This window comes from Variovorax sp. J2L1-78 (assembly GCF_030317205.1).
GTDB classification, from domain to species: domain Bacteria; phylum Pseudomonadota; class Gammaproteobacteria; order Burkholderiales; family Burkholderiaceae_C; genus Variovorax; species Variovorax arabinosiphilus.
This window is the reverse complement of sequence record NZ_JASZYB010000004.1, coordinates 356,312-380,772: the sequence shown is the minus strand read 5'-3', so window position 1 is coordinate 380,772 and position 24,461 is coordinate 356,312. Positions and strand designations below refer to the sequence as shown.

The 24,461-nt window shown below is 67.1% G+C and carries 21 protein-coding genes and 1 tRNA gene; 8 read left to right on the top strand and 14 right to left on the bottom strand.

Annotation, left to right across the window (positions count from 1 at the left end):
• Window positions 1-37 precede the first annotated feature (37 nt).
• Entirely contained in the window at window positions 38-1,447 is a 1,410-nt protein-coding gene (locus QTH86_RS24495) for an aminotransferase-like domain-containing protein (protein WP_286648776.1), read from the bottom strand.
• On the opposite strand from QTH86_RS24495, the gene QTH86_RS24490 reads away from it, so the two are divergent.
• The 5 genes from QTH86_RS24490 (at window position 1,410) to QTH86_RS24470 (ending at window position 7,768) form a co-directional block, all read left to right on the top strand.
• Entirely contained in the window at window positions 1,410-2,957 is a 1,548-nt protein-coding gene (locus QTH86_RS24490; RefSeq protein WP_353506013.1) for a hydroxymethylglutaryl-CoA reductase, degradative, read from the top strand. The genes QTH86_RS24495 and QTH86_RS24490 overlap by 38 nt on opposite strands.
• 80 nt (window positions 2,958-3,037) lie before the next feature.
• Entirely contained in the window at window positions 3,038-4,249 is a 1,212-nt protein-coding gene (locus tag QTH86_RS24485; protein ID WP_444814069.1) for an ABC transporter substrate-binding protein, read from the top strand.
• A 51-nt stretch (window positions 4,250-4,300) separates the two neighbouring features.
• A complete protein-coding gene (locus tag QTH86_RS24480; protein WP_286648774.1) occupies window positions 4,301-5,218 on the top strand; it encodes a branched-chain amino acid ABC transporter permease in 918 nt (305 codons plus the stop codon).
• Entirely contained in the window at window positions 5,215-7,044 is a 1,830-nt protein-coding gene (locus tag QTH86_RS24475; protein ID WP_286648773.1) for a branched-chain amino acid ABC transporter ATP-binding protein/permease, read from the top strand. Before QTH86_RS24480 ends, QTH86_RS24475 begins: the two co-directional genes overlap by 4 nt.
• Window positions 7,045-7,057: 13 nt before the next feature.
• Window positions 7,058-7,768: an ABC transporter ATP-binding protein gene (locus QTH86_RS24470; protein ID WP_286648772.1), complete on the top strand. Its 711-nt coding sequence runs from the start codon at window positions 7,058-7,060 to the stop codon at window positions 7,766-7,768.
• 77 nt (window positions 7,769-7,845) lie between these two features.
• Here QTH86_RS24470 and QTH86_RS24465 read toward each other — a convergent pair whose 3' ends face one another.
• Complete coding sequence (locus QTH86_RS24465; RefSeq protein WP_286648771.1) at window positions 7,846-8,364, bottom strand: GFA family protein; 519 nt, start codon at window positions 8,362-8,364, stop codon at window positions 7,846-7,848.
• A gap of 387 nt (window positions 8,365-8,751) precedes the next feature.
• Between QTH86_RS24465 and QTH86_RS24460 the strand changes: the two genes are divergently transcribed.
• The gene (locus QTH86_RS24460) at window positions 8,752-10,341 is read left to right on the top strand and encodes a tannase/feruloyl esterase family alpha/beta hydrolase (RefSeq protein WP_353506005.1); all 1,590 of its coding nucleotides are present in this window, start codon (window positions 8,752-8,754) and stop codon (window positions 10,339-10,341) included.
• 55 nt (window positions 10,342-10,396) lie between these two features.
• Here the strand turns inward: QTH86_RS24460 and QTH86_RS24455 are convergent, their stop codons facing one another.
• The 11 genes from QTH86_RS24455 to QTH86_RS24405 form a co-directional block, all read right to left on the bottom strand.
• Window positions 10,397-11,158 (bottom strand): SDR family NAD(P)-dependent oxidoreductase, encoded by a 762-nt coding sequence (locus QTH86_RS24455; protein WP_286648769.1) that lies wholly within the window; start codon window positions 11,156-11,158, stop codon window positions 10,397-10,399.
• Between the two features lie 20 nt (window positions 11,159-11,178).
• On the bottom strand, window positions 11,179-12,171 hold the full coding sequence (locus QTH86_RS24450; RefSeq protein ID WP_286648768.1) for an acetamidase/formamidase family protein: 993 nt from the start codon (window positions 12,169-12,171) through the stop codon (window positions 11,179-11,181).
• Window positions 12,168-13,757 carry a GMC family oxidoreductase gene (locus QTH86_RS24445; protein ID WP_286648767.1) on the bottom strand — a complete coding sequence of 530 codons (1,590 nt, stop codon included), beginning with the start codon at window positions 13,755-13,757 and terminating at the stop codon, window positions 12,168-12,170. The genes QTH86_RS24450 and QTH86_RS24445 overlap by 4 nt, the downstream gene beginning before the upstream one ends.
• A gap of 22 nt (window positions 13,758-13,779) precedes the next feature.
• Complete coding sequence (locus tag QTH86_RS24440; RefSeq protein ID WP_286648766.1) at window positions 13,780-15,177, bottom strand: amidase; 1,398 nt, start codon at window positions 15,175-15,177, stop codon at window positions 13,780-13,782.
• Entirely contained in the window at window positions 15,174-15,878 is a 705-nt protein-coding gene (locus tag QTH86_RS24435) for an ABC transporter ATP-binding protein (protein WP_286648765.1), read from the bottom strand. The genes QTH86_RS24440 and QTH86_RS24435 overlap by 4 nt, the downstream gene beginning before the upstream one ends.
• 14 nt (window positions 15,879-15,892) lie before the next feature.
• Window positions 15,893-16,612 (bottom strand): ATP-binding cassette domain-containing protein, encoded by a 720-nt coding sequence (locus tag QTH86_RS24430; RefSeq protein ID WP_286648764.1) that lies wholly within the window; start codon window positions 16,610-16,612, stop codon window positions 15,893-15,895.
• Window positions 16,609-17,706 (bottom strand): branched-chain amino acid ABC transporter permease, encoded by a 1,098-nt coding sequence (locus QTH86_RS24425; RefSeq protein WP_286648763.1) that lies wholly within the window; start codon window positions 17,704-17,706, stop codon window positions 16,609-16,611. Before QTH86_RS24425 ends, QTH86_RS24430 begins: the two co-directional genes overlap by 4 nt.
• The gene (locus QTH86_RS24420; RefSeq protein WP_286648762.1) at window positions 17,703-18,569 is read right to left on the bottom strand and encodes a branched-chain amino acid ABC transporter permease; all 867 of its coding nucleotides are present in this window, start codon (window positions 18,567-18,569) and stop codon (window positions 17,703-17,705) included. The genes QTH86_RS24425 and QTH86_RS24420 overlap by 4 nt, the downstream gene beginning before the upstream one ends.
• A gap of 14 nt (window positions 18,570-18,583) precedes the next feature.
• Window positions 18,584-19,810 carry an urea ABC transporter substrate-binding protein gene (locus QTH86_RS24415; RefSeq protein ID WP_286648761.1) on the bottom strand — a complete coding sequence of 409 codons (1,227 nt, stop codon included), beginning with the start codon at window positions 19,808-19,810 and terminating at the stop codon, window positions 18,584-18,586.
• Between the two features lie 98 nt (window positions 19,811-19,908).
• On the bottom strand, window positions 19,909-21,426 hold the full coding sequence (locus QTH86_RS24410; protein ID WP_286648760.1) for an amidase: 1,518 nt from the start codon (window positions 21,424-21,426) through the stop codon (window positions 19,909-19,911).
• A 141-nt stretch (window positions 21,427-21,567) separates the two neighbouring features.
• Window positions 21,568-22,722 (bottom strand): substrate-binding domain-containing protein, encoded by a 1,155-nt coding sequence (locus tag QTH86_RS24405; protein WP_286648759.1) that lies wholly within the window; start codon window positions 22,720-22,722, stop codon window positions 21,568-21,570.
• A gap of 139 nt (window positions 22,723-22,861) precedes the next feature.
• Here QTH86_RS24405 and QTH86_RS24400 point away from each other — a divergent pair, with 139 nt between their 5' ends.
• On the top strand, window positions 22,862-23,308 hold the full coding sequence (locus QTH86_RS24400; protein WP_286648758.1) for a MarR family winged helix-turn-helix transcriptional regulator: 447 nt from the start codon (window positions 22,862-22,864) through the stop codon (window positions 23,306-23,308).
• 254 nt (window positions 23,309-23,562) lie between these two features.
• Here QTH86_RS24400 and QTH86_RS24395 read toward each other — a convergent pair.
• Window positions 23,563-23,638 (bottom strand) — tRNA-Lys (locus tag QTH86_RS24395).
• 103 nt (window positions 23,639-23,741) lie between these two features.
• On the opposite strand from QTH86_RS24395, the gene QTH86_RS24390 reads away from it, so the two are divergent.
• Window positions 23,742-24,461: an SDR family NAD(P)-dependent oxidoreductase gene (locus QTH86_RS24390; protein ID WP_286648757.1), complete on the top strand. Its 720-nt coding sequence runs from the start codon at window positions 23,742-23,744 to the stop codon at window positions 24,459-24,461.

Genomic DNA, 24,461 nt, shown 5'->3' with positions numbered 1-24,461 from the left:
TCGATCGCCGGATCGCGGCCGGGGTGTCCCTGACGCCTCATCTCATCCGCTTCAACACCGTCTTCAATGATTTCGCAAAGCGCGGATCACCCACCGCTCCGACGTTGAAGCGCGACCACCTCGAACGCTGCGAGGCATCCACGGAGAACACCCGGCCTGGTGCGGAGACGATCTTCTGGCTGAGCATTTCCTCCGCCAGCTTCAGCGAATCCGGCACGCCGGGGAGGGCCGCCCAAAGGTAGAGCGTCTGCGGCGGTTTGGCGAAGATCTCGCCACCCACGCCTTCGAAGATGCGCACCGCCTTCGCCGTCGCTTCGGTGATGCGTTCACGCAGGCGCGCGATGTGGCGCTGGTAGTGCCCTTCGCTGAGGATGACGTCGACCGTGCGCTCGCAGTATTCCGAACTGCTGACGTGGATCAGCGCCTTCAGGTCGGCAAGATCGCTGGCCAGGTCCGCACCGCAGGCGATGAACCCCACCCGCAACGCGGCCGAGAACGACTTCGAGAAGCTGCCGATGTAGATGGTGCGATCGAGCTGGTCCAGTGCCGACAGCCGCGGCATCGACATCGGTTTGAAATCGGCGAGCGGGTCGTTTTCCACCAGCAGCAGGTCGTATTTCTCGGCCAGCTGCAGCACGCGAAAAGCCTTGGCGGCGCTGATGTCCGAGCCGGTCGGGTTGTGCGCCACCGACTGGGTGAAGAAGAGCCGCGGCCGGTGCGTGATGAGCAACTGCTCCAGTGCGTCGAGGTCCGGCCCGTCGGCCAGCCGCGGCACGCCGATGATGCGGGCGCTGGCCAGCTTGAGCTTGCCGAAGAGCGGGTAGTACCCGGGGTCGTCGGTGAGCACCGTGCCGCCCGGCGGCACGAAGTAGCGGATCACGATGTCCATTGCCTCGTTGGCGCCATGCGTCAGCACGATCTGCCGTGGCTCCGCGCCGATGCCGAGGTCCGCCAGCTTGCGAACGAGGTGGTGGCGCAGCGGCTCGTAGCCGAAGCGGCTGCCGTAGCGAAAGAGCGCGCCCAGTCCGGTCCGCACGACCTTGTGGTGGTACTTGTCCAGGCGCGCACCCGACAGCCACTCGACCGGCGGAAAACCATCGCCGACGCTGAGCTGGTCAGCCTCCCACTTGAGCTGCTCCCGCATCAGCCAGACGACGTCCATCGCGCGGCCGAGCGAACCCGCTTCTTCTTCCTTCGGCGCGCTTTCGGCCGCGGCCAGCACGTAGTAGCCCGAACCGCGGCGCGGCTCGACGACACCGCGCGACACCAGCAGCTCGAACGCGGCCACCACGGTGTTCTTCGCATAGCCGTGCAGCTCGGCCAGTTCGCGCAGCGACGGCAGTTTGTCACCGGGACGGAAGGCGCCGTCGGCGATCTGCCGTTGCAGCGACGCGGCCAGCGTGGCGGCGATGGTGGTGGGTTTCGACGGGGCGGGTGTGTGCGGCATGGGGTCGGGGCGGCGCGCTGGAAGACGGGTGAGAAGCGGCGCAACGACTATCGCAGTCTGCGGCTGTCCTGCCCGGCCGTGGCCGCTGTCCCGGCAAACTGTACCTTTGTTTGCTGGTACAGATTGCCTACAGTGTCCCAACCGTACTGACCTTGCCCCGCGTCATTCCCCCGCGTGTTTCGACGAGCGGACTTGGCGCCTCTGCCGCGACTCCAGGAAAAAATCCATGACCGTAGATTCCCGTCTCCCCAATTTCCGGGCGCTCAGCCCTGCTGAGCGACTGGCGCATGTCGTCCAGGCTGCCGGCCTTTCAGATGCCGAGGCCGCCCTGCTGGCCAATCCGGGTGCGCTCAGCCTCGACCGCGCCAACGGCATGATCGAGAACGTCATCGGCACCTTCGAGCTGCCGCTGGGCGTGGCCGGCAATTTCCAGATCAACGGCAAGGACGTGCTGGTGCCGATGGTGGTGGAGGAACCCTCGGTGGTCGCGGCTGCATCCTTCATGGCCAAGCTGGTCCGCGAGTGCGGTGGCTTCGAAACCTCGAGCACCGAGCCGCTGATGCGTGCGCAGGTGCAGGTGCTGGGCATGTCCGACCCCTATGGTGCGCGCCAGGCGCTGCTGCGCAAGCGCCGCGAGATTCTGGACGTGGCCAACAGCCGCGACAAGGTACTGATCGGCCTGGGTGGCGGCTGCCGCGACATCGAGGTGCATGTCTTTCCCGACACCGCCCGTGGCCCGATGGTCGTGATGCACCTGATCGTCGACGTGCGCGACGCGATGGGCGCCAACACCGTGAACACGATGGCCGAAGCGGTGTCCCCGCTGGTCGAACAGATCACCGGTGGCACGGTGCGCCTGCGCATCCTGTCCAACCTGGCCGACCTGCGGCTGGCGCGGGCACGGCTGCGTGTCACGCCCGAGGCGATGACGACCAAGGAGCGCGCCGGTGCCGACGTCATCGACGGCATCCTCGACGCGTACACCTTCGCCGCGATCGATCCCTACCGTGCCGCGACGCACAACAAGGGCATCATGAACGGCATCGATCCGGTCATCGTCGCCACCGGCAACGACTGGCGCGCGGTGGAAGCCGGTGCGCACGCCTGGGCCTGCCGCAGCGGCAGCTACACCTCGCTCACCACCTGGGAAAAGGACCGTGACGGCGCACTCGTCGGCACGATCGAAATGCCGATGCCGGTGGGCCTGGTCGGTGGCGCCACCAAGACCCATCCACTCGCACAGCTGTCGCTCAAGATCATGAAGGTCGCCTCGGCCCAGGAGCTCGGCGAGGTCGCCGTGGCCGTGGGGCTGGCGCAGAACATGGGCGCCCTGCGCGCGCTGGCCACCGAAGGCATCCAGCGCGGGCACATGGCCCTGCATGCCCGCAACATCGCGCTGGTGGCCGGCGCCACCGGTGACGAGATCGACCGCATCGCCAGCCGCATGGCCGACGAGAAGGACGTGCGCACCGACCGAGCGCTCCAGCTGCTCAAGGAAATCCGGGGCTAGCCACCGTCCGGCCGTTGGGCGCTTCGAGATTTCCGTTCCCGTTCCGTTGCATCAATCATTCAAACAAGGAGACAGACATCATGTTCAAACAGTGGATTCGTTCCCGCGCCCTGTCGTGGGTGGCAGCCGCCATCACGTCGGGCTGGATGCTGGCTGCGCCAGCGCACGCGCAGGACATCAAGGTCGGCTTCAACGCCGACCAGTCCGGCACCGCCGTCGCCGAGCTCGGCATTGCCGCGCGCCACGGCTTCGACCTGGCGATCGAGGACATCAACAAGGCCGGCGGCGTGCTCGGCCGCAAGCTGGTCGGCGTGATCCGCGACGACACCGGCGCACCGCCGAAGTCGATCCAGAACATGACCGAACTGCTCGACAGCGAGAAGGTCGCGGCGGTTGTCGGTCCGGCGAACTCGGGCAATGCGCTGGCCTGGTTGCATCTGCCGCAGCAAAGGAAGATCCCGGTGATCGTGCCGGTGGCGACCGCGACCGACATCACGCGCCGCTATGCCGGTGAGCCGCAGAACTTCATCTACCGCATCTCGATGGTGGACCGCGAGCAGGTCGCGCTGCTGCTGGCCTACGCCGTCAAGGCCACCAAGAACCAGAAAATCGCCTTCATCGCCGACTCCACCGGCTTCGGCCAGCAGGGCGTGAAGGACCTGACCGACGTCCTCGCGATGCACGGCCAGAAGCCGGTCGCCGTCGAGAAGTTCGGCCCCAAGGACACCGACATGACCTCGCAGCTCGCGAAGATCCGCGACGCCGGTGCCGACACCGTCGTCGTCTATGGCCTGGCCGATGCGAACGCACAGCTGCTGCGCAGCATGGAGAAGATCAACTACTTCCCGACCACGCTGGGCACCTGGGGCAACATGAGCACGCCGCTGCTCAACATCGCCGGCAAGAAGCTCTCGGAACACATCATCTTCGCGACCTCGACGGCCGAAGACAGCAACCCGCGCGCCGTGGCCCTGGCTGCGCGCGTGCGCGAGCGCTATCCGCAGATGCCGACCTTCGTGGCGGCTGCACAGGCCTACGACTCGATGATGCTGCTGGCCGCGGCCATCAAGCAGGCCGGCACGACCGATGGTGCCAAGGTCGCTGCGACGCTGGATGACGGTGTGCCCGACACGCAAGGCATCATCAAGCTCTACAAGAAGCCGTTCAGCAAGGCCGAACACGACGCGCTCTCGGTGTCCGACTTCAACCTCGCACGCTGGAAAGACGGCAAAGTGGTGTCGTATGCCGACGCCATCACCAAGGCCATGACGCCGGCCGACCTGAAGAAGTAAAGCAACCGCGGCCCCGCTGGCGCAGCGGGGTCCGCCACGGAGACACCACGGATGATCAATCTGCTGCAGGCGCTGCTCAGCGGCCTGGCGCTCGGGGGCATCTATGCCCTCGTCGCGCTGGGCTTCAGCATCACGCACACCACGACCAAGACGTTGAATTTCGGGCAGGGCGAGTTCCTCGTCGCCGGCTCGCTGGTGGCGGTGGGCACGCTGCTGCTCATCTCCGGCAAGAGCCAGAGCGGCGTGCTCAGCAGCGCCGACGTGACTTTCCTCCGCTACGGCGTGGCGCTGCTGGTGTCGCTGGCGGTGCTGGGCTTGCTCGGTGTCATCCTCTACTTCACGGCCGTGCGGCCCTTCTTCGGCTCCGCCGGCATGTCGTGGGTCATGAGCACCATCGGCTTCGGCATCATCCTGCAGAACACCGCCCTGGCGATCTGGGGGCCGGGGTCGATGAGCATGCCCTCGCCGTTGGGCGAGTCGGTGATCCGCATCGGCGGGGCCGGCATCCGGCCGCAGGAAATCCTGGTGCTGGTGGTGACGGCGGTCGTCATGCTGGCGCTGGACCACGTGCTGCGCCGCACCCGCATCGGCAAGGCCGTGCGCGCCGTCGCGGCCAACCGCCAGGCCGCGGCGCTCATGGGCATCAACGTGGCCGCCATCGTGGTGCTGGCCTTCGTCGTCTCGTCAGGGCTCGCCGGCCTGGCCGGATTGCTGATCGCGCCGATCACGACCGCGTCGGTCTTCATGGGTCTGGCGATCGCACTGAAGGCGTTCTCGGCGGCCATCGTCGGCGGCCTGACGAGCCCGCGCGGGTGCATCGCCGGCGGCTTCCTGCTCGGCTGCATCGAGGCGCTGGTGGGGTTGTGGCGCGCGGAGATGCGCGAGATCACGATCTTCGCGCTCATCATCCTGGTGCTGGTCATCAAGCCCGAAGGCCTGTTCGGGCAGAAACCGTTCGAGAAAGTATGAAGGTCCAACCCCACACCCTCGGCCTCCTCGCCGCCGCCGTGCTGGCCGTGGCGGTGCCGGCCTGGCTGAGCAACGAGTTCTACCTGAAGATCATTTTCACGGCAGGCCTGTATTACCTGGCCGCCTGCGGCCTCAACGTGCTGGTCGGCTGGAGCGGGCAGAAGTCGCTCGGCCACGCCGGGCTCTTTGCAGCAGGCGCCTACACCGTGGCGCTGCTCACCACCAAGGGCGGCTGGAACCCGTGGCTGGCGCTGGCCGCATCCGGCGTGGTGGCCGGCCTCTTCGGCGTGTTGATCGCGCTGCCGTCGCTGCGCGTCAAAGGGCCGTCGCTGGCGATGGTGACCATCGGCTTCGGCATCGTGGTCGAGAAGATCGTCACCGAGTGGCAGGATGTCTTCGGGGGCCAGCAGGGCATCTACGGCGTGGTGCCACCGAGCGTCGGCGGCCACATGCTCGGAACGCGTGAATGGGCCTGGCTGGTGCTGGCCTTCGCCTTCGCCGCACACCTGCTGCTGCGCACGCTGCTCAAGGGCAAGTACGGCCGGGCCTTCCAGGCAGTGCAGGCCGCCGAGGTGGCCGCCGAAAGCGTCGGCATCAACGTCTATCGCATGAAGGTGCTGGCGTTCGTCATCAGCGCCGTGACCTGCGGGCTGGCCGGCGCGTTGCTGGCGCAGCAGAACCAGTACATCAACTCGGACTTCATCACGTTCAACCTGTCGATCTTCCTGCTGCTGATCGTGCTCTTCGGCGGGCCGTCGTGGTACGGCCCGGTGCTGGGCGCGATCGTCCTGACGCTGCTGGACGCCTTCCTGGCACGCTGGCCGCACCTGCAGCATTTCACCTACGGCGCGCTGCTGCTGTTTGCGCTCTATGCCATGCCGCAGGGTCTGGCGGGTGCGCTGTCCAAGGGTGCGCGCAGGCTCTGGCCGCGGCTGTCCGCGGCCGCGCCGCTGCCCGCGCTGCAGGGAGGGGAGTGGCAACCGAAGTTCGTCTCGGTGCGCGATGCGGCCGGCGTGATGCTGCGGGCCGTCGGCCTGTACAAGGCCTACGGTGGCGTGGTGCCGACCAACGACGTGAGCTTCGAGGTGCGGCCCGGCCATGTGCATGCGCTGATCGGGCCCAATGGCGCGGGCAAGACGACGCTGCTGAACATCCTCTCGGGCGTGATCCCGGCAGACAGGGGCCGCATCGAGTTCTGCGGCGCCGACATCACCCAAAGCCGCGCCAGCGCGGTCTGTGCGCTGGGCATCGGGCGCACCTTCCAGAACCTCAAGCTCTTCCCGCACATGAGTGTGCTGGACAACGTGCTGGCTGGCCTCCATCCGCACCTGCGGGTCGGTTTCTGGGCCAGCCTGCTGGGCCTGCCGGCCGCCCTGCGGGAAGAGGCCGAGGCGCGCTGCGAAGCGGTTCGCCTGCTCGACTTCGTCGGCCTGCTGGCGCGCGCCGGTGACGAAGCCGGCAGCCTGCCCTACGGCCTGCAGCGCCGCCTCGAACTCGCCCGGGCACTGGCCACCCATCCGCGCCTGCTGCTGCTGGACGAACCCGCCGCGGGTCTGAATCCACAGGAGACGCAGGACCTGACCGCGTTGATCGGGCGCATCCGCGACAAGGGGATGACGGTGCTGCTGATCGAGCACCACATGGACCTCGTCATGGCGGTGTCCGACCATGTGCTGGTGCTCGACTACGGCGCCCGCATCGCCGAAGGCGCACCGGCCGAGGTGCAGGCCAACTCGCGCGTCATCGCCGCCTACCTGGGCGTGGACGACGAGGAGGACGCCGGGCCTGCCGCTGCAACGCCGGGCTTGCGAGCCCAACCGGCCTGAACACGAGTCGAGCATGCTGAACATCAAGAACCTGGCCGTGAACTACGGCGCCATCGAAGCCCTGCGGGGCGTGAGCCTGGACGTGAAGGCCGGCGAAGTTGTCACCATCATCGGCGGCAACGGCGCGGGCAAGAGCACGCTGATGAAGGCGATCTCCGGACTGGAGCCGGCTCGGGCCGGCAGCATCGAATTCAAGGGGCAGGACATCACACGCAGCGCCGCCCATGACCGGGTGGCAAGAGGCATCTCGCAATCCCCCGAAGGCCGGCAGGTGTTTGCCGACCAGAGCGTCCGGGACAACCTGCTGCTGGGCGCCTACCTGCGCCCGTCGTCCGATGCGGGCATCGGCCAGGACATCGACAAGCAATTCACGACGTTTCCGCGCCTGCGCGAGCGCCAGCACCAGATGGCCGGAACGCTCAGCGGCGGCGAGCAACAGATGCTGGCGATCGCGCGGGCGCTGATGGCACGGCCCAGCCTGCTGCTGCTGGACGAGCCTTCGCTCGGGCTGGCACCGCTGATCGTCAAGGAAATCTTCGGCGTGATCCGGTCGCTGAAGGAAAGCGGCGTGACCATCCTGCTGGTCGAGCAGATGGCTAACCAGGCCCTGAAGGTGGCCGACCGGGCCTACGTGCTCAAGAACGGCGAGATCACGTCGTCAGGCAGCGCCCGCGACATGCTCGACGACCCCGCGGTGCGCGAGGCTTACCTCGGCAAGCACTGAGCGCTGAGCGCTGGCGACGCTGAACAATGGGCCGCTGACGCCAGCGGACCAGAAGCCGGACTGAACGTGCCAGTGCACTATGAGTTTTGCCCGGACTCCTCATCGGCGGGGGAGCGCAGACCGTGGGCATCGTGCCACTCGGCAAGCGACATGCTGGGGCCTTCATCGAAACGAGGGTCCTCGGCATCGCCTTCCACTTTCACCCATGAGGCTTTCGAGCCGAGCATCATGTGGACGTTTTCGGGCGCAGCAGGAAGCGGGGTGTCGATCGCTCCCGCGTGAGGGTGCACCAGTTCTGGCCACCTGGGATCCCACACCCAGAGTGCGCTCCCGCACCGGGAACAGAAGTAGCGCCTGGCGTCGCTGACATGCGTCCCCGCTCCGTCGTCATCCTGCAGCCGGGCCTGATAAATGCCCAGATAGCGCTTGCCAGTCACCTTCATGCTCTGCGTGGCGGCGCCCAGGTTGATGGCGTAACCGCCTGCCCCTGCCGTCTTGCGGCAGATCGAACAGTAGCACCGCATGAAAGGGGTGGGCTCGGCCGCGTCGACAGAAAATCGCACCTTGCGGCAATGGCATGAACCTTCCAGATGCATGAGTGTTCTCCAGGACGTCGATGGATGGCGCCTGATTGTTGCGCATGAGGTATGCGGCCCGGGAGCCCGCTAGGCCCGGATGCTGGTCAAGCAAACCGGCCGCCGTTTGCACTGGCTCGCCGCGCCCACCCACGGGCATCCCCCTATGCGCGCCTGCTGCCGCGACCATAAACTGGCCGGCCGCGCTTGGTGTCCCATGTCGCACGACGTCTCCAGGAGATTTGCATGAGCCGTTCCATTGCAACCTCATCCGCCTTGTCGTCGCCTGTCACGCGTCTCGCAGGGCCCGTCGCTGTGCTGATTGCGGCGTCGATTTCGGTGGCTTGCGGTGGTGGCGGAGACAAGGAGCCACCGGCTGTCGCATTGACCTGCGCGCAACTCAACGGGATGACGATACCGGCGTCGGCCATCGGGTTGGAGACGACCGGTGCCACGGTCAGCAGCAGCACCGTCGTTCCTGCGGCCGGTACGGGCAATGCAGCGGTCGGCGAGTACTGCAGGGTGCTGGGCGACATCAAGCCCGTCGATGCGACCGCGCAGAACATCAAGTTCCAGTTGAACCTGCCCACGGTCTGGAACGGCAAGGCCGTGATGTTCGGCGGCGGCGGCTACAACGGCACGATCGCCACCGGGACCGGCAACGTGCCGGCCGGCCCGGCCGACAAGCCCTCCCCGCTGGCCCGCGGCTATGCGACCTTCGGCAGCGACTCGGGCCATCAGGCGAACCCGCTGACTACCAGCCGTGACGGCAGCTTCGGCGCCAACGACGAGATGCTGCGCAACTTCGCCGGCGACGCCATCAAGAAGACCCGTGACGTGGCCATTGCCTTGACGCAGGCGCGCTATGCCGACAAGGTGCGGCGCACCTACTTTGCTGGCGGGTCTACGGGCGGGCGCGAAGCGTTGATTGCCGTCACGCGCTGGCCGGGCGACTACAACGGCGCGATCGTGCTCTACCCGGCCTGGAATGCGGCCGCGCTCGACCTGCAGTTCGGGCGCATCACGCGCGCCCTCGCACAGCCCAACGCCTACCCGACGCGGGCGAAGCGCAAGCTGCTGCTCGACGCTTCGCTGCAGGCCTGCGATGCGCTCGACGGCGTGGCCGACGGCGTGATCAGCAATGTCACCGCCTGCAACGCGAGCTTCGACCCGCGCACGGCCCTTCTCAACGGTGTCGCGCTGCGCTGCCCCGGCGGTGCGGACGCCGGCGACGGCTGCCTGTCCGACGCGCAGATCACCGCCTTCGAAGTGACCAACACGCCCCTGGTGTTGAACTACCGGCTCGCCAGCGGCGAGACCACCTATCCCGGCTTCAACACCTGGGGCACCGACTTCGGTGTGCCCGGTACGAGCCCGCTGCAGCCCACGGTGCTCACGCTGTCGCTCGGCACCGAGCAACCGGCCAACCCGATGCCTCCCGTCACGGCCACCACCTCGCCACCGTACGGCAGCACCTTCTGGGACCAATGGGTCAAGTTCTTCGTCACGCGCGACCCGAATGCGAATCCGCTGGCGCTCGATCCTCAGAATCCCGGGGCACTGCAGGAGCGGATCGTCTATCTCACCGGGCTGCAGGATGCGAACGGCACCGACTTGTCGGTGTTCAGCGCGCGGGGCGGCAAGATCCTGATGGCGCACGGCTCGCACGATGCACTGGTCAGCACGCGTGCCACCCAGCAATATCTGGAACGTCTGCGCAGCACCATGGGCACGGCGCAACTCGACCGATTCCTTCGCTACTACGAGATCCCAGGGTACGGTCATGCGGCCAGCAGCGTTTTCAATGCGGCGTGGGATTCCCTGAGCACGCTGGAGAACTGGGTCGAGGGTGGCGTGGCGCCGCCGGCCCAGATCGTCGCCGACACAGCCGGCGTGCCGGGTCGCACGCGACCGTTGTGCGTCTATCCCGGCTATCCGCGCTATCAGGGGACCGGCGACGTGAATGTGGCGGCCAGCTTCACCTGTTCAACGCCCTGAACCTGATCGCGCGAGCCGCGCATCCGTCGCTGAGGCGGCGTCGATCGATTGACTGCTACAGCTGCACGCCCCGCGTCAACGCGCCATCCACCACCAGATTGCTTCCCGTGACAAAGCTCGCAGCCGGGCTCGCCAGGAAGGCCACCGCGTTGGCCATCTCCTGCGGCGTGCCCATGCGCCCGGTCGGGTTGAGCGCGAGCGCCTGCGCATAGAGCGCCGGGTTGCCCTGCTCGATCTGGTCCCAGACGCCACCGCGGAAGTAAGTGTTGCCGGGCGACACGGTGTTGGCGCGGATGTGCTTGGGGGCCAGCTGGTGGGCCAGCCCCTGGGTGTAGTGGACGATCGCGGCCTTGAACGCGCCGTACGGCCCGGCCGCGAAGTCGATCTCGCGGCCCGACACGCTGGAGATGGTGACGATCGCCGCATGCGGGCTGCGCTCCAGCCGCGGCATGGCGGCATCCACCAGCCGCACCGTGCCCATCATGTCGACCTCGAAGCCGCGTTGCCAGCCCGTCTCGTCATTCGCGATGGCCAGGGCGCTCACGTTGGCGACCACGATGTCGACGCCGCCCAGCGCGTCGCCAGCGTCCTTCACCCAGGCCTTCAAGGCCGGGCCGTCGCCGACATCGACCGCGCGGCCGAAGGTCTTGACGCCGTAGCCCGAGAGTTCGGCGACGGCCTGCGCCACCTCGCCGGCATTGCGCGCGCAGATCGCCACATGGGTGCCTTCTGCAGCGAGGGTCTGCGCGATCGCACGGCCGATGCCCTTGGTGCCGCCGGTGACCAGCGCGTTGAGTCCCTGGAGTCCGAGGTCCATGTGCGTTCCTTCATTCGGGCTCAGCCCGGCGCAAGATAGGTCTTGGAAATGCCGGCCCCGACCGTGTACTTGGGGTCGACGAAGTTGCCGAGCCGCACCTGGCCGCACTGGCTCAGCATCATGTAGGCGTCCCAGCGGTCGTAGCCGTACTCGGCCTCCATCCACAGCACCAGCTCGCGGTAGGCGATGCGGGTCGCATCTTCCAGCGGGCGCGCGCTGCCGATGGCCATGATCACGCGCTCGTTCTCGAGCCGTGGCCAGTCGATCGTCCAGCCCTTGATCAGGTCGACCTGGATCGTGGTGGTGCTGGGATATTCGACCGCGGTGCCGCAGACCTCGCCGTCGCCCTGGCAGGCATGCGCATCGCCGATGAAGAGCCGCGCGCCAGGACTTTGCACCGGCAGGTAGGTGATGCTGCCGGGGCCCATGTCGGGCAGGTCCATGTTGCCGCCGTGAGCGTCCGGCGTGAGCGTGTTGATCGAGTCGATCTCGGGCGAGCAGCTCAGCGTGCCGATGTGCGGCCGGTAGGGCAGCGTCACGCGCTGGCTCCAGTAGACGCCCTGTTCGTCGACGTGGATCTTGCGCACGATCTCGGGCAGCGGCTCGGCCAGCAACGCCGTGAAGGCCGTTCCGCTCAACGCGCCGAAGTGCGGAATCATCGCGCAGGTACCGCGCGGGTTGGGGCCGCGCGGTGCCATCGATTCGATGCACACCGCGAGCACGTCGCCCTTCTCGGCGCCCTCGACCAGGATCGGGCCGTTCTGCGGGTTGACGAAGGGCATCGTGAGCACGCGCGAGGGCAGGTCCTGCTCGGTCCTGATGGCGCCTTCGAAGGCATCGCGCGTCTCGACTACCACGCGATCGCCGGGGAGTACGTGCAGCACCGGGTCGGAGTAGGGGCCGATGGTGTAGTGGTACTTCCCCTGCTTGGCTTCGGTGAGCGCATGCGTGTCGGGCGTGCGGCCCTGCGCCACGCCGCGGGTGCGCATGATCGAGGTGTCGAGCCAAGTCATCGGTGTGCGTCCTTCCGGATGAAATCGGCGGCGCGTTCGGCCACCATGAGGGTCGGCGCATTGGTGTTGCCCGAGACCATCGAGGGGAAGACCGACGCATCGGCCACGTAGAGGCCTTCGATGCCGTGCACGCGGCAACCAGGGTCTACCACCGCCATCGCGTCGGTGCCCATGGTGCAGGTGCTGGTCGGGTGGTAGAGCGTGGTGGCCTGGGCGCGCACGAATTCGGCCAGTTCTGTATCCGACTGCGCGGCGGCGCTGCCTTCGAACTCGCCCGCGATGACCTCTCGCAGCGGCGACTGCGCCGCGATGCGGCGCTGCAGCCGCAGGCCGTCGATCACCAGTTGCAGGTCGGCGCGCTCGGGGTCGCTGAAGTAGCGCGGATCGATCGCCGGTGCGTCCAGCGGATCGGCCGAGCGCAGCCGCAGCGTGCCGTGGCTCTTGGGCCGCTGCACGACCGAGAACAGCGTGATGCCAGGCTGCGTCGACCGGTAGCGCGCGTGGTCGCGGTGCGAGGTGACGATGCAGTAGAGCTGCAGGTCCGGGTCTTCCGCCTCGGGGGCGATGCGGGCGAAGCCACCGCAGGCCGACCAGTTGGACGTGAGCGGCCCGCTGCGGTCGGTCTCCCATTGCCGTAGGTCCGACGCCGCTTCCTCGACGCTCGACTGTGCGATGCCGAAGCGTTCGGTCGTGGCGAAGGTCATCGGGCAGTTGATGTGGTCCTGCAGGTTGCGGCCGACACCGGGCAGGTCGAGGCGTGGTCGGATGCCGAGCGCCGAAAGTTCGTCCGCCGGGCCGATGCCCGATTGCAGCAGCAACTGCGGCGAGCCGATCGCGCCAGCGCTGAGCACCACCTCCGACGCGGCCTCGGCGGCCTGGGGCATGCCGTTCTCGAGGAACTCGACTGCGGTGGCACGCGTGCCGGCGAAGCGCACGCGCAGCAACCGCACGCCGGTGCGCACCGTGAGGTTCGGCCGCGCGAGCGCCGGCTTCAGGAAGGCTTTGCCGGTGCCGAAGCGTTCGCCGTTCTGGATGGTGGCCTGGAACAGGCCGACGCCTTCCTGTGACGCCGCGTTGAAGTCCTCGTTGAGCGACAGCCCTTCGGCCTGCGCCGCGTCGAGCCAGAGGCGCTCGACCGGGTCGATGTGGTTGACATCGGAGATCGTCAGCTCGCCGTGCGTACCGTGCAGCGGCGAGTCGGTCCAGCGCAGGTTTCGCTCGGACTTCATGAAGGCCGGCAGCACCTCGCGCCAACCCCAGCCCGCGCAGCCCGCCGCCTCCCAGCGCGCGTAGTCGGAGGGCACGCCGCGCATGTAGATCATCGCGTTGAGCGCGCCGGAACCACCCACCATTCGGCCACGCGGCCAGTACATGCGGCGCTGGTGGCAGCCGGCCTGGGGCACCGTGTGAAAGCCCCAGTCGACTTCGGTGTCCAACATCAGCGGCCAGTTCGCCGGGATGTCGGCATGGCGCGGCGCGGCGCCGCCGGCCTCCAACAGCAGCACCTGGCGCGTCGGGTCGGCGGACAGCCGGTTCGCCAGCACGCAGCCGGCCGAACCCGCGCCGACGATGATGGTGTCGTACATGGACGGCGTCGTGCGGTGGGCCTTACAACGCCGGATGCCGCTGGTGCCAGTCGGTCGCCTGCTGGAAGGCCCAGCCGGCACGCACCAGCAGCTCTTCCTCGAAGTGGCGCGACACGAACTGGAACGCGACCGGCGTGCCGGCCTCGGTGAAGCCTCCCGGCAGCGTGATCGTCGGGCTGCCGCTCATGTCCAGCGGGCAGGTGTAGCGCAGCATGGCGGACATCAGGTCGGCGTCCTGGCCGAAGGTCAGCATGCGCTCCAGCGTCGGCGACGCCACGCCCTGCGAAGGCATCAGCAGCAGGTCGATGCCCTCGAACATCGCACGCACCCGGCCGCTGAAGGCCAGGCGGTTGAGCACGATCTTCTGGTAGTCCGTGCCGCTCTGCGTCCGCCCCAGGTCCAGCAGGCCGGCGAGCGCCGGGCCATACATGTCCTTGCGTGCGGGATAGGTCGATTCGTGCACGACGGCCGCCTCCACGCCGCAGAGCGGAAACCAGTCGGCGATGACCTGCGTCGGATCCGGGAAGGTCACTTCGCGCACCTCGGCGCCGAGCGAACGCACGGTGGCGAGCGCGCCTTCCATCACCTTCAGCGTCGCCGCGTCGACGCCTTCGCTGTTCCAGCGCGCATCGATGCCCACGCGCAGTCCACGCAGGCCGCGCTGCATGTCGGCGAGGTAGTTGGGCACGGGCGCGAGACTCGCGGTCGGGTCCTTCGGGTCGGCACCGGCGATGGCGCCGAGCATCACGCCGGCATCGGCCGCGCTGCGCGTCATCGGCCCGATGTGGTCGAGCGTGGCGGCCAGTTCGAAGGCACCGTAGCGGCTCACCCGGCCCCAGGTCGGCTTCAGGCCCGTGAGCCCGTTGGCCGACGACGGGAAGCGGATCGAGCCGCCGGTGTCGGTGCCGAGCGATCCATAACAAAGGCCCGCCGCGGTTGCGACACCCGAGCCGCTGGATGACGCGCCCGACCAGTGCGCCGCGTTCCACGGATTGACCGGCGGCGTGACCGTGGGGTGGTGGTCGGCGTAGGCGCTCTCGGTGAGCTGCAGCTTGCCGAGGATCACGGCGCCGGCTTCGCGCAGCTTGCGCACCGCCGTGCCGTCTTCCGTCGGCACGAAGTCCTTGTAGAGCGTCATGCCGGCGGCGGTGGCCACGCCCTTCGTCCAGCACAGGTCCTTCACCGCGACCGGCACGCCGTGCAAGGGGCCACGGATCTCGCCCTTCGCGATCTCCGCCTCGGCCCGGCGAGCGTCCGCAAGCGCCTGCTCGGCCATCACGATCACGTAGCTCTGCAGCGCACCGTCGACCTGGCCGATGCGGTCGAGCTGGGCTTGCGCGACCTCGACCGGCGACAGCTCCTTGCGCTGGATGCGCTGGCCGACGTCGACCAGCTCGAGGTAATGCAGCTCGTTGCTCATCCATGGACTCCTGTGTATTGACTCATGATTTCGAAGTCGCCCAGGTGCTCGCGCGGGATCTCGCCGCCGATCTGGCCGCGCTTGATGACCAGCACACGCTGCGACACGGCCGCGATGAATTCGAGGTTCTGCTCGACCAGCACGATCGTGAGCTGCATGCGGTCGCGCAGCGAGGCCAGCGTCTCGGCGATTTCGTCGATGATCGAAGGCTGGATGCCTTCGGTCGGTTCGTCCAGCAGCAGCAAGGTGGGCTTGCCCGCCAGTGCGCGTGCCAGCGCGAGCAGTTGCTGCTCGCCGCCCGAGAGCGAGCCGCCCGGCCGCTCGAGCAGGGGCTTCAGGCGCGGGAAGTCCTCCAGCAGCGCCTCGATGGTGTCCATGGTGCGTTCGCCGGTCTTCACCAGGCCCATGCGCAGGTTGTCCATCGCGCTGAGCGTCGGGAAGATCTCGCGGCCCTGTGGCACATAGGCCATGCCGAGCCGGGCGCGCGCATGCGGCGCATAACGCGTGATGTCGGTGTCGTTGAAGCGTACCGTGCCGGCGGTGGCGCGCAACGCGCCGACCAGCGTGCGCAGCAGCGTGGTCTTGCCCATGCCGTTGTGGCCGAGGATGCCGACCGACTCGCCCTGGGCGATCGTGAGCGATACATCGTGCAGCACCGGGATGGCCCCGTAGCCGGCGTGAAGACCCTTGACTTCGAGCATGCGTTCCTCCGGCTTCAGTGCGGCTTCTTGCCGAGGTAGATCTGCTGGATCAGCGGGTCGCTCATGATGCGGTCCGGTGTGTCCTCCTTGATCACGGCGCCCTGGTGCAGCACCGTCACCTTCTTGGCGATCATGCGGATGAAGTTCATGTCGTGTTCCACCACCACCAGCGCGTGCTGGCGGTTGATCTCCAGGATGAGTTCGGCGGTGCGCGCCACCTCGGCGTCGCTCATGCCGGCGGCCGGTTCGTCCAGCAGGATCAGTGGCGGGTCGGCCGCGATCACCACGCCGATCTCCACCCATTGCCGCATACCGTGCGCCAGCAGCCCGGCCAGCGCGTCGCGGTAGGCCCACATGCCCACGCGCTCGAGCGTCTCGCGGGTGATGTGGTTCGCCTGCTCGGTGCTGTTGAGTCGGCGCGCCGACAGCCACACGTTCTCCCATACGCTCAGGCCGTTGAACAGGCTGGGCACCTGGGTCTTGATGCCGATGCCCAGGCGGCCCGGGTCGTGCGGCTGCATCTTCGAGATGTCCTGGCCGCGGAACAGGATCTGCCCCGAGGTCGGCTTGACCTGCCCGGTTAGCAGCTTGAAGAAGGTGCTCTTGCCGGCGCCGTTCGGGCCGATCACGCAGCGCAGCTCGGCCTCGGCCAGTGTGAAATTCACGTCGCGCGTGGCGTGCACGCCGCCGAAGCGCACGTTGAGGTTGCGGGTCTCGATCAGTGGCGTGCTCACGAAGCCTGCTCCTTGGTGGCGAGCGGCAGCGCGGGCACTGCGTCGGGCTCGACCTTGGCAATGCCCGACTTTTCCGGCTTCGCCGTTCTGGCCGATGGCCGCAGCATCCGCCAGGCCATGTCGATCAGGTTGCCGAGCGTCGGCACGATGCCGCGCGGCACCAGGAGCACGAAAACCACCAGAATGCCGCCGAGCACCAGGTTCGAGTTGAAGACCTGCTGCGTGCCGATCTGCGAGGTGAGCCACTGGATCAGCACACAGCCGACGATCGGCCCGATCAGCGTGCCCAGGCCGCCGACGATCACCCAGATGATGATCTGGGCCGACTGCGCCAGCCCGAAGATGGTCGGGCTGGTGAAGGCGCCCCAGTTCGCGAACAGGCAGCCCGCCAGGCCCGCGATGGCGCCCCCCAGCGTGAAGCACAAGAGCTTGTAGACGCGTGCGTCGTAGCCCAGCAGCAGCACCCGCTGCTCGTTCTCCTTGGCCGCGACGATCACGCGGCCGACCTTCGAGGCGATCAGCACGCGCAGGCCCAGGTAGACCAGCAGCAGGCAGGCGAAGGTGACGTAGAACAGGTCCTTCGGCGACAGCACCTCGTCCTGTTGGCCGGGCCAGTTGAGCGTCGGTATCGCCGGGATGCCGTTGAAACCGCCGAGCGGCGCGCTGCCGATGCGCCACTCCGGCCCGGCGGTCGAATTGATCAGGTTGAACAGGATCAGCGTGACGGTGAGCGTGATCACGCCCATGTATACGTCCGACAGCCGGCCATAGAAGATCACGTAGCCGAGCAGGGCGGCGAACAGCGCGGGCACCACGATCGCCAGCAGGAAGGGCACCGTGCTGTCGCCCGTGTTCATCACGCCGATGGCGTAGGTGTACGCACCCAGGCCGAAGAAGGCGGTCTGGCCGAAGCACAGGATGCCGCCGAAGCCCCAGATGAAGGCCAGGCTCACGCCGAGGATCGACATCACGGCATAGATCGTGACCTCGATCAGCGTGTAGTCGTCCAGCACGCCGGGCAGGCCGAAGAGCAGCGCGACGCCGACGGCCAAACTGACGGCCGCACTCACCCAGGACTTGGCAAAACGATTCACAGCGACCCCTTGAAGAAACGTCCGGTGATGCCCTGCGGCAGCAGCCGCAGCATCACGATCGCGGCCACGAGCAACGCCACCTCGCCGAGCACCGGCGTGGTCACGAAGGTCGCGAGCTGGTTGATGGCGCCGAACAACGTCGAGGCGCCGAGCAGGCCCGCCAGGATGGCCGGGCCGCCGCCGATTACGGTGATGAAGGCCTTGGCCACGAAGGCCGCGCCCATCGTCGGCACGACGCCGGTCAGCGGTGCGAGCAGCCCGCCCGCCAGGCCGGAGAGTGCCGCGCCGACCGCGAAGGTCACCGAATACACCCGGCTCGGACTGATGCCCAGCGCGTTCGCCATGTCGGGCTTCTGCATGGTGCCACGCGCGATCAGCCCGAGCTGCGTGCGGGTGAGCACGAAGCGGATCGCCAGGGCCAGCGCCACGGCGACGGCGATGATCACCAGCGTGTAGCCGCTGACCGAGTAGGCCCCGATGGAGAAGCTGCCGAGCGGCGCCGAGACGCCGGCCGTGGTGTTGCCCGCGAGCGAGGTGACGATGCCGACGAGCAGCAGCGACAGCCCCCAGGTCGCGAGCATGGTGTCGACCATGCGGCCGTACAGGCGCCGGATCACCAGCCGCTCCAGCACCACGCCCACCAGGCCGACCGCGATCGGCGCGACGATGAAGATCGCGATCCAGAGGTTGACCCCCAGCTCGAGCGCGCCGATGACGGCGTAGGCGCCGAGCATCATGAACTCGCCATGCGCCAGGTTGATGACCTTCATCATCCCGAAGATGACGGCGAGCCCGGCGGAGACGATGACCAGGCTCGCCACCGCGTAGAGCACCTGGACGAGAACGACGAGTGCGAGATCCATGTCGGCGCCTGCGCTCAGACCTTGATGACGTACTGCTGGTTGTCCTTCGGATTCTTCTTGAGGTTGCAGACGGCACTGGTGTCGACCGGTGGCTGCTGCTGGAAGGTCTCGACGATATTGAGCTGCTTGTTGCGCACTTCGGCGATGCTCACGTTGAGCACGCAGTGGTGGGTCTCGGGGTCCAGCGACACCTTGCCGCTCGGTCCCTCGATGCTGATGCCCGACTCGAGCGCCGCGATCATCTTCTCGCGCTCGATGGAGCCCGCCTTCTTCACGCCCTCGGCCCACAGCTTGAAGCCCTGGTACGTGCCCATCGCCAGCTCGGTGATGTTCGGATAGTCCGCACCGAAGCGCTTGTAGAAGCGGTCCTTGAAGGCCTTGTTCTGCGGCGTGTCGAGGTTCTGGAAGTAGTTGTACGAGATCAGGAAGCCGTCGGTTTCTGCCGCCGACAGCACGATGTGCTCGTTGCCGCCCGCGAAGGTGGTCGAGGCCAGCGGGATCTTCTTGGTCAGGCCTGCGGCCGCCCATTGGCGGTAGAACGAGATGTGCGCGCCGCCGACCAGCGCCGAGATGATCACGTCGGGCTTGGCCTGCTCGATCTTCGAGATCGTCGGTCCGAAGTTGGTGACGTCGAGTGGGAAGAAGTCGATGGAGGCGACGGAGCCGCCGTTCTCCTGCACGAACTTCTTCACCCATTGCGAGGTGATCTGGCCGTAGTTGTAGTCGGCCGCCACCACGTAGACTTTCTTGCCCCACTTCTTCATCGCATAGGGCACCAGCTTGGCGACCGTCTGGCCGGGCGTGACGCCGGTGCAGAAGGTGTTGCGGTCGCACACGCCGCCTTCGTACTGCGTGTTGTAGAAGTAGAGCGTCTTGTTGCGCGTGAGCACCGGACGGATCACCTCGCGCGACGCCGAGGTGATGCCGCCCATCACGACCGTCGACTTGTCCTTCAGCGCCGACTGCTGCGCGAACTGCGCATACAGCTGCATGTTCGATTGCGGGTCGTAGTTGGCCAGCCGGATCTTCTTGCCCAGCAGGCCGCCCGCCGCGTTCTGCTCCTCCACCGCGAGCGTCATGCAGTCCGTCATCGGCTTGCCGTAGATGTCCAGCCCACCCGACATGTCGATGATGCTGCCGACCACGATCTCGTCGGCCGCATGCGCGGCCATCGGGAACAGCGGCACGGTGCCGCCGGCCAGGACGGCGGCGGACGACTGGATGAAGGAACGACGATCCATGAAGCTAACTCCTCGTTGGGCGGACGTGCCGCCGATGTGTTGTGCTGAAGTGGGAGAGACCGGGGAAACGAATGCGGTGTGCAGGTCGGCGGAGCGGGTCAGATCGCCTTCCAGTCACCGGCCTGCTCGAAGGCGTAGGCGGCGCGGTAGATCGTGGCTTCGTCGTAGCTGCGGCCGGTGAGCATCATTCCGACCGGCAGACCATCGATCAGGCCGCAGGGAATACTCATGGACGGATGGCCGGTGACATCGAACGGGCAGGTGTTGGGCAACACCTCGAAGGCGCGCGTGACCACTTCCTCGATCGAGGCGCCGGGCGCGGGGATCGGCGACGCGGTGATCGGCAGCGTCGGCATGAGCAGCAGGTCGTAGTCGGTGAACACGCTGTCGTAGGCGGCCGTGAGCTTCCGCCCGAGGTTCTGCGCCTTCGCGTAGTAGTGGCCGCGGTAGTGCTTGATGAAGTACTCGCCCAGCACCATCGTGAGCTTCAGCGTCTCGGAGAGTTCGTCGGCACGCTGCTTCCAGCCGGCGTGGAAGTCGACCATGCTGGTGACGTACAGGCCCTTCCAGTTGAACCCGTGCCCGTTGTCCTTCATCATCTGCTGGGTCGCGCCCTCGGCGGCGATCGGCAGCCAGATCGCGGGGCCGACGCGGTGCATCGGCACGGAGATCTCGCTGACGACGGCCCCCAGCTTCGTGAACACCTCGGCGGCCTTGCGGACCTTGGCATCGACCGCCGGATCCGACTGCGGCCATCCGAAACCTTCCTTGACGATGCCGATGCGCAGCCCGCGCACGCCTTCCTTCATGAGTTCGCTGTAGGGCTTGGCGGTCTGGCCCGCGTGCTGGCGCGGGTCGAGGCCGTCGGGGCCCGCCAGCACCTCGAGCATCAACGCGTTGTCGGTGACGTTGCCGGTCATCGGCCCCGTGTGGTCGATGGTCAGTTCGATCGGCATGACACCGGTGTAGGGAACGAGGCCGTGCGTGGCCTTCATGCCGTAGATGCCGCAGAAGGAGGCCGGCATGCGGATCGAACCACCCTGGTCGCCGCCGATTGCCAGGTCGACCTCGCCCGCCGCCACCAGCGCCGCGCTGCCCGAGGACGATCCGCCGGCCGAGTAGCCCATGCGGTGCGGGTTGTGCACCGGCCCGGAGGCGCTGGTGTGCGAGCCGCCCGAGAAGCAGAAGTATTCGCAGACCGACTTGCCGACCACCGTCGCACCTGCATCGAGCAGGCGCGTGACGACCGTGGCGTCCACGTTCGGCACATAGCCTTCGAGCGTCGACGCGCCGTTCATCATCGGCACGCCCGCGAGGCAGACGTTGTCCTTGAGCACCACGGTCTTGCCGGCCAGCTTGCCTTCGGGCTTGCCCTTGATCGTGGTCTTGGCGTACCAGGCGCCGTACTTGTTCTCTTCGCCGGCGGGGCGGTAGCCGGGCGTGCGCGCGTAGGTCACCGCAGGCTGGTAGTCCGGCATGGCATCGATCAGGTCGTAGGCGTCGAAGTTCGCCTGCAGCAAGGCGTTGTAGGTGCCTGCCTGGGCATCGGAGAGGTGAATGCCGAGGTCGAGCGCGACCTCCTGCAGCTGGTCGAGGGTGGGGCGCTTGATGGCCATGACGGACTCCGTTGTCTGTGTTGAGGGGCGCCTGCAAGACCTCCGGTCCGGCAGTGCGTCATGGCTGGATTCTGTGAGTCGATATTTTCCAAGTCAAGTATTTTGTTTTCCTAGGAAAACAAAATGAGTTGGCAGAGCGGCTCAGAACTGCGTGATCACGCGGAACGCGTTGCCTTCGGCGCGTGCGAGATAGATGGGCGTGCGCGTGATGCCGTCGCCCTCGTAGGCCGCGTTGCGAACGCTGCGGTAGCGCAGCGGCGCGCCGCCCAGGTGCTCGTGGTAGGCCCGCTGGCCCTGTTCCCGATCGAGCAGGGCCGCCAGGAAATGCATGCCTTCGTAGGTCGACTGGCCGAAGGTGTTGAGCGTGGGCGCGCGCTCGCCGAAATGGGCGCGGTACCGCTCCTTGAATGCGAGGTTGGCCTCGGTATCGAGGGTGGCGAAGTAGCCGCAGGCCACGTACAGGTCCTCTGCGTTGTCGCCGCCGATGCCGAGCAGCTCGTTCTCTCCGAGCGCGCAGGACAGCCGCAGCATCGCGCGCGAGAAGCCCGCTGCACCGAATGCGCGGTTGAAGTCGATCGCATCCTGGCCGACCAGCGACAACAGCACCGCGTCGGCCCGGTTCAGCCGCAGCGCATCGAGTGCCTGGGAGTAGTCGGTGGTGCCGAAGGGCACGTACATCTCGCCGACGAGTTCGGCTCCGGCTTCGCTGATGTAGCCGCGCGCCATGCGGTGCGAGACATGGGGCCAGACGTAGTCGTTGCCGATGGCGAACCAGCGCCGTGGGCGTTTGCGCTGGCCGAGCCAGTGGATCGCAGGCTGCAGCTGGCGCGCGGTCGTCTCGCCGATGGCGAAGACACCGGGCGTCGATTCCCCGCCTTCGTAGAGCGGCGTGTAGATGAAAGGAATCTGGCCACCGATAGCGCGCAGGATGCGCTGGCGCACACCGCTGGTGTGCATGCCGATGATGGCGTCGATGTCGCCGGCCTGCACCAACTCGGTCAGGGTGGCCTCGATATCGGGCGAATCATCGGACGCATTGATGGTCAGCAGACGGCACGAGCGTCCGCCGATGCCTGCTTCGCGGTTGAGTTCGGCCACGGCCAGCTTGGCCGAAGCCATCGCCGATGGCCCCCAGATGCCGGCCGTTCCGCCCAGTGGCACGCACAGGGCGATCTGCAGTTCCTGCCGCGCCAGTAGCGGCCGCTCGGCCTGGCCGGAACACAACGGACGGCGCAACGCGCTGCCCGGCAAGGCGGCAGGCGCGCGCGGCGTGACCGATCGAAGGGGCGAATACATCGGAAGTTCCCGGGCAATGCACCAAGACGGAGGCTGGGAAAAGCAGCGTCGCAAAAATCGCGCCAATCCTTTCCAAGGAAAAGGTTCGTTGCTAAACTGGCGAGACAGAACAACGCGATGCAGATCGTTGCCCCGCACCATGTCCCCGCAAGACCCTCCGCAAGACATCTCGCAGTACCTCGCCTACCTGCTGGCGTCCGCCAACCGACGCATGCGCATCGGACTGGCGCAATCCATCGCAGCGGAGGAGGTGACGGAGGAGCACTGGCGCATCCTGCAGGTTCTCGCGGACGAGCAAGGCCGCTCCATGGGCGAGCTGGCGGAAATCGTGCTGCTGAACCATCCGGCGCTCACGAAGAACATCGACAAGCTGGTGAGCCGCGGCTTGGTGCTGCGCGCGGCCGATGCCGCCGACAGCCGACGGGTGCTGGTCTACATCAGCGATCTGGGCCTGGAAACCGTATCGCGGCTCAAGAAGAGCGTCGACGCGCACCACAGCGTGATCGAGGAAGCACTCGGGCCGCGCAAGACCAGCCAGCTCAAGAAGCTGCTCGAGAACTTTATCGACGAGTGCGAGGCGGGCTGAGCAGCCAATTGATTGCTGGTACGTGCAGGGCGGCACGCCCTTGTACGCGTCTTGCGGGGATGGAGGCTGGGCGCGTGCGGGGGCGGTGAGGCGTTACGCCCACCTTGCCACGAATCATCTGGCGCCCATGCGGAGCGATCGAGCGGATTGCGGCATGGAGGCCGTGCCATTCATGGCACAAATCCGTCTCAGAGCCCTGCAAAGAAAAAAGCACCTAGGCTTGCGGCCTAAGTGCTTGATTCTTATCGGTATGTTGGTGGGCCCTGAGTGACTCGAACACTCGACCTACGGATTAAGAGTCCGCTGCTCTACCAACTGAGCTAAGAGCCCCTGACTGACATCGACATCGCTGTCATCAGGCAAGACTGCGATTATAGCCATAGAAATCGGGCTGTCGTAGGATGCGCGGCTCCCCTCTGTCAAAAATCCAACAATGGCCACCTTTGTTCCTTCCGCCTCCGAACCGCCGCACGTTGTGATCACCGGCGCCGCCGGCGCGCTCGGGCGTGCCGTGGTTCAGCGTTTCATGAGCGACGGCGCCCGGCTGGCGCTCATCGGTCACAGCGAGCGCCAACTGGCCGATGCCTTTCCGGGGCTCGACAACTCGCGCCATCTGCTGATCGCGGCGGATGTGACGTCCGACGCGGGCATGCGGGCCGCCGCCGGGCAGATCCTTCAGGCCTTCCAGCATGTCGACACCGTCGTGCACGTGGCAGGCGGTTTCGAGATGGGCGCATCCGTGCACACGCTCGACCGCGCCAGTTGGGACCGCATGATGAACCTCAATGCCTGGTCCTTCGTCGCCGTGGCGCAGGCTTTCGTGCCGTCGATGGTCGAGCGCAAGGCCGGCAGCGTGATCGCCGTCACGGCCAAGATCGCGGGGCACGGGTTGGCCTCGATGTCCGCGTACATCGCGTCCAAGAGTGCGCTGCAGCGCCTGGTCGAGGCGATGGCGGCCGAGCTGTCGCCGCATGGCGTCCGGGTCAACAGCATCGCGCCCAGCGTGCTCGACACGCCCGCCAACCGACAAGCCATGCCCGACGCCAACCCGGCGGAGTGGGTGTCGACCGATGTCGCGGCGCAGACGGTGGCCTTCCTGGCATCGCCTGCCGCCCAGGCGCTGCACGGCCAGCATCTCGCCCTCGACGCTTGA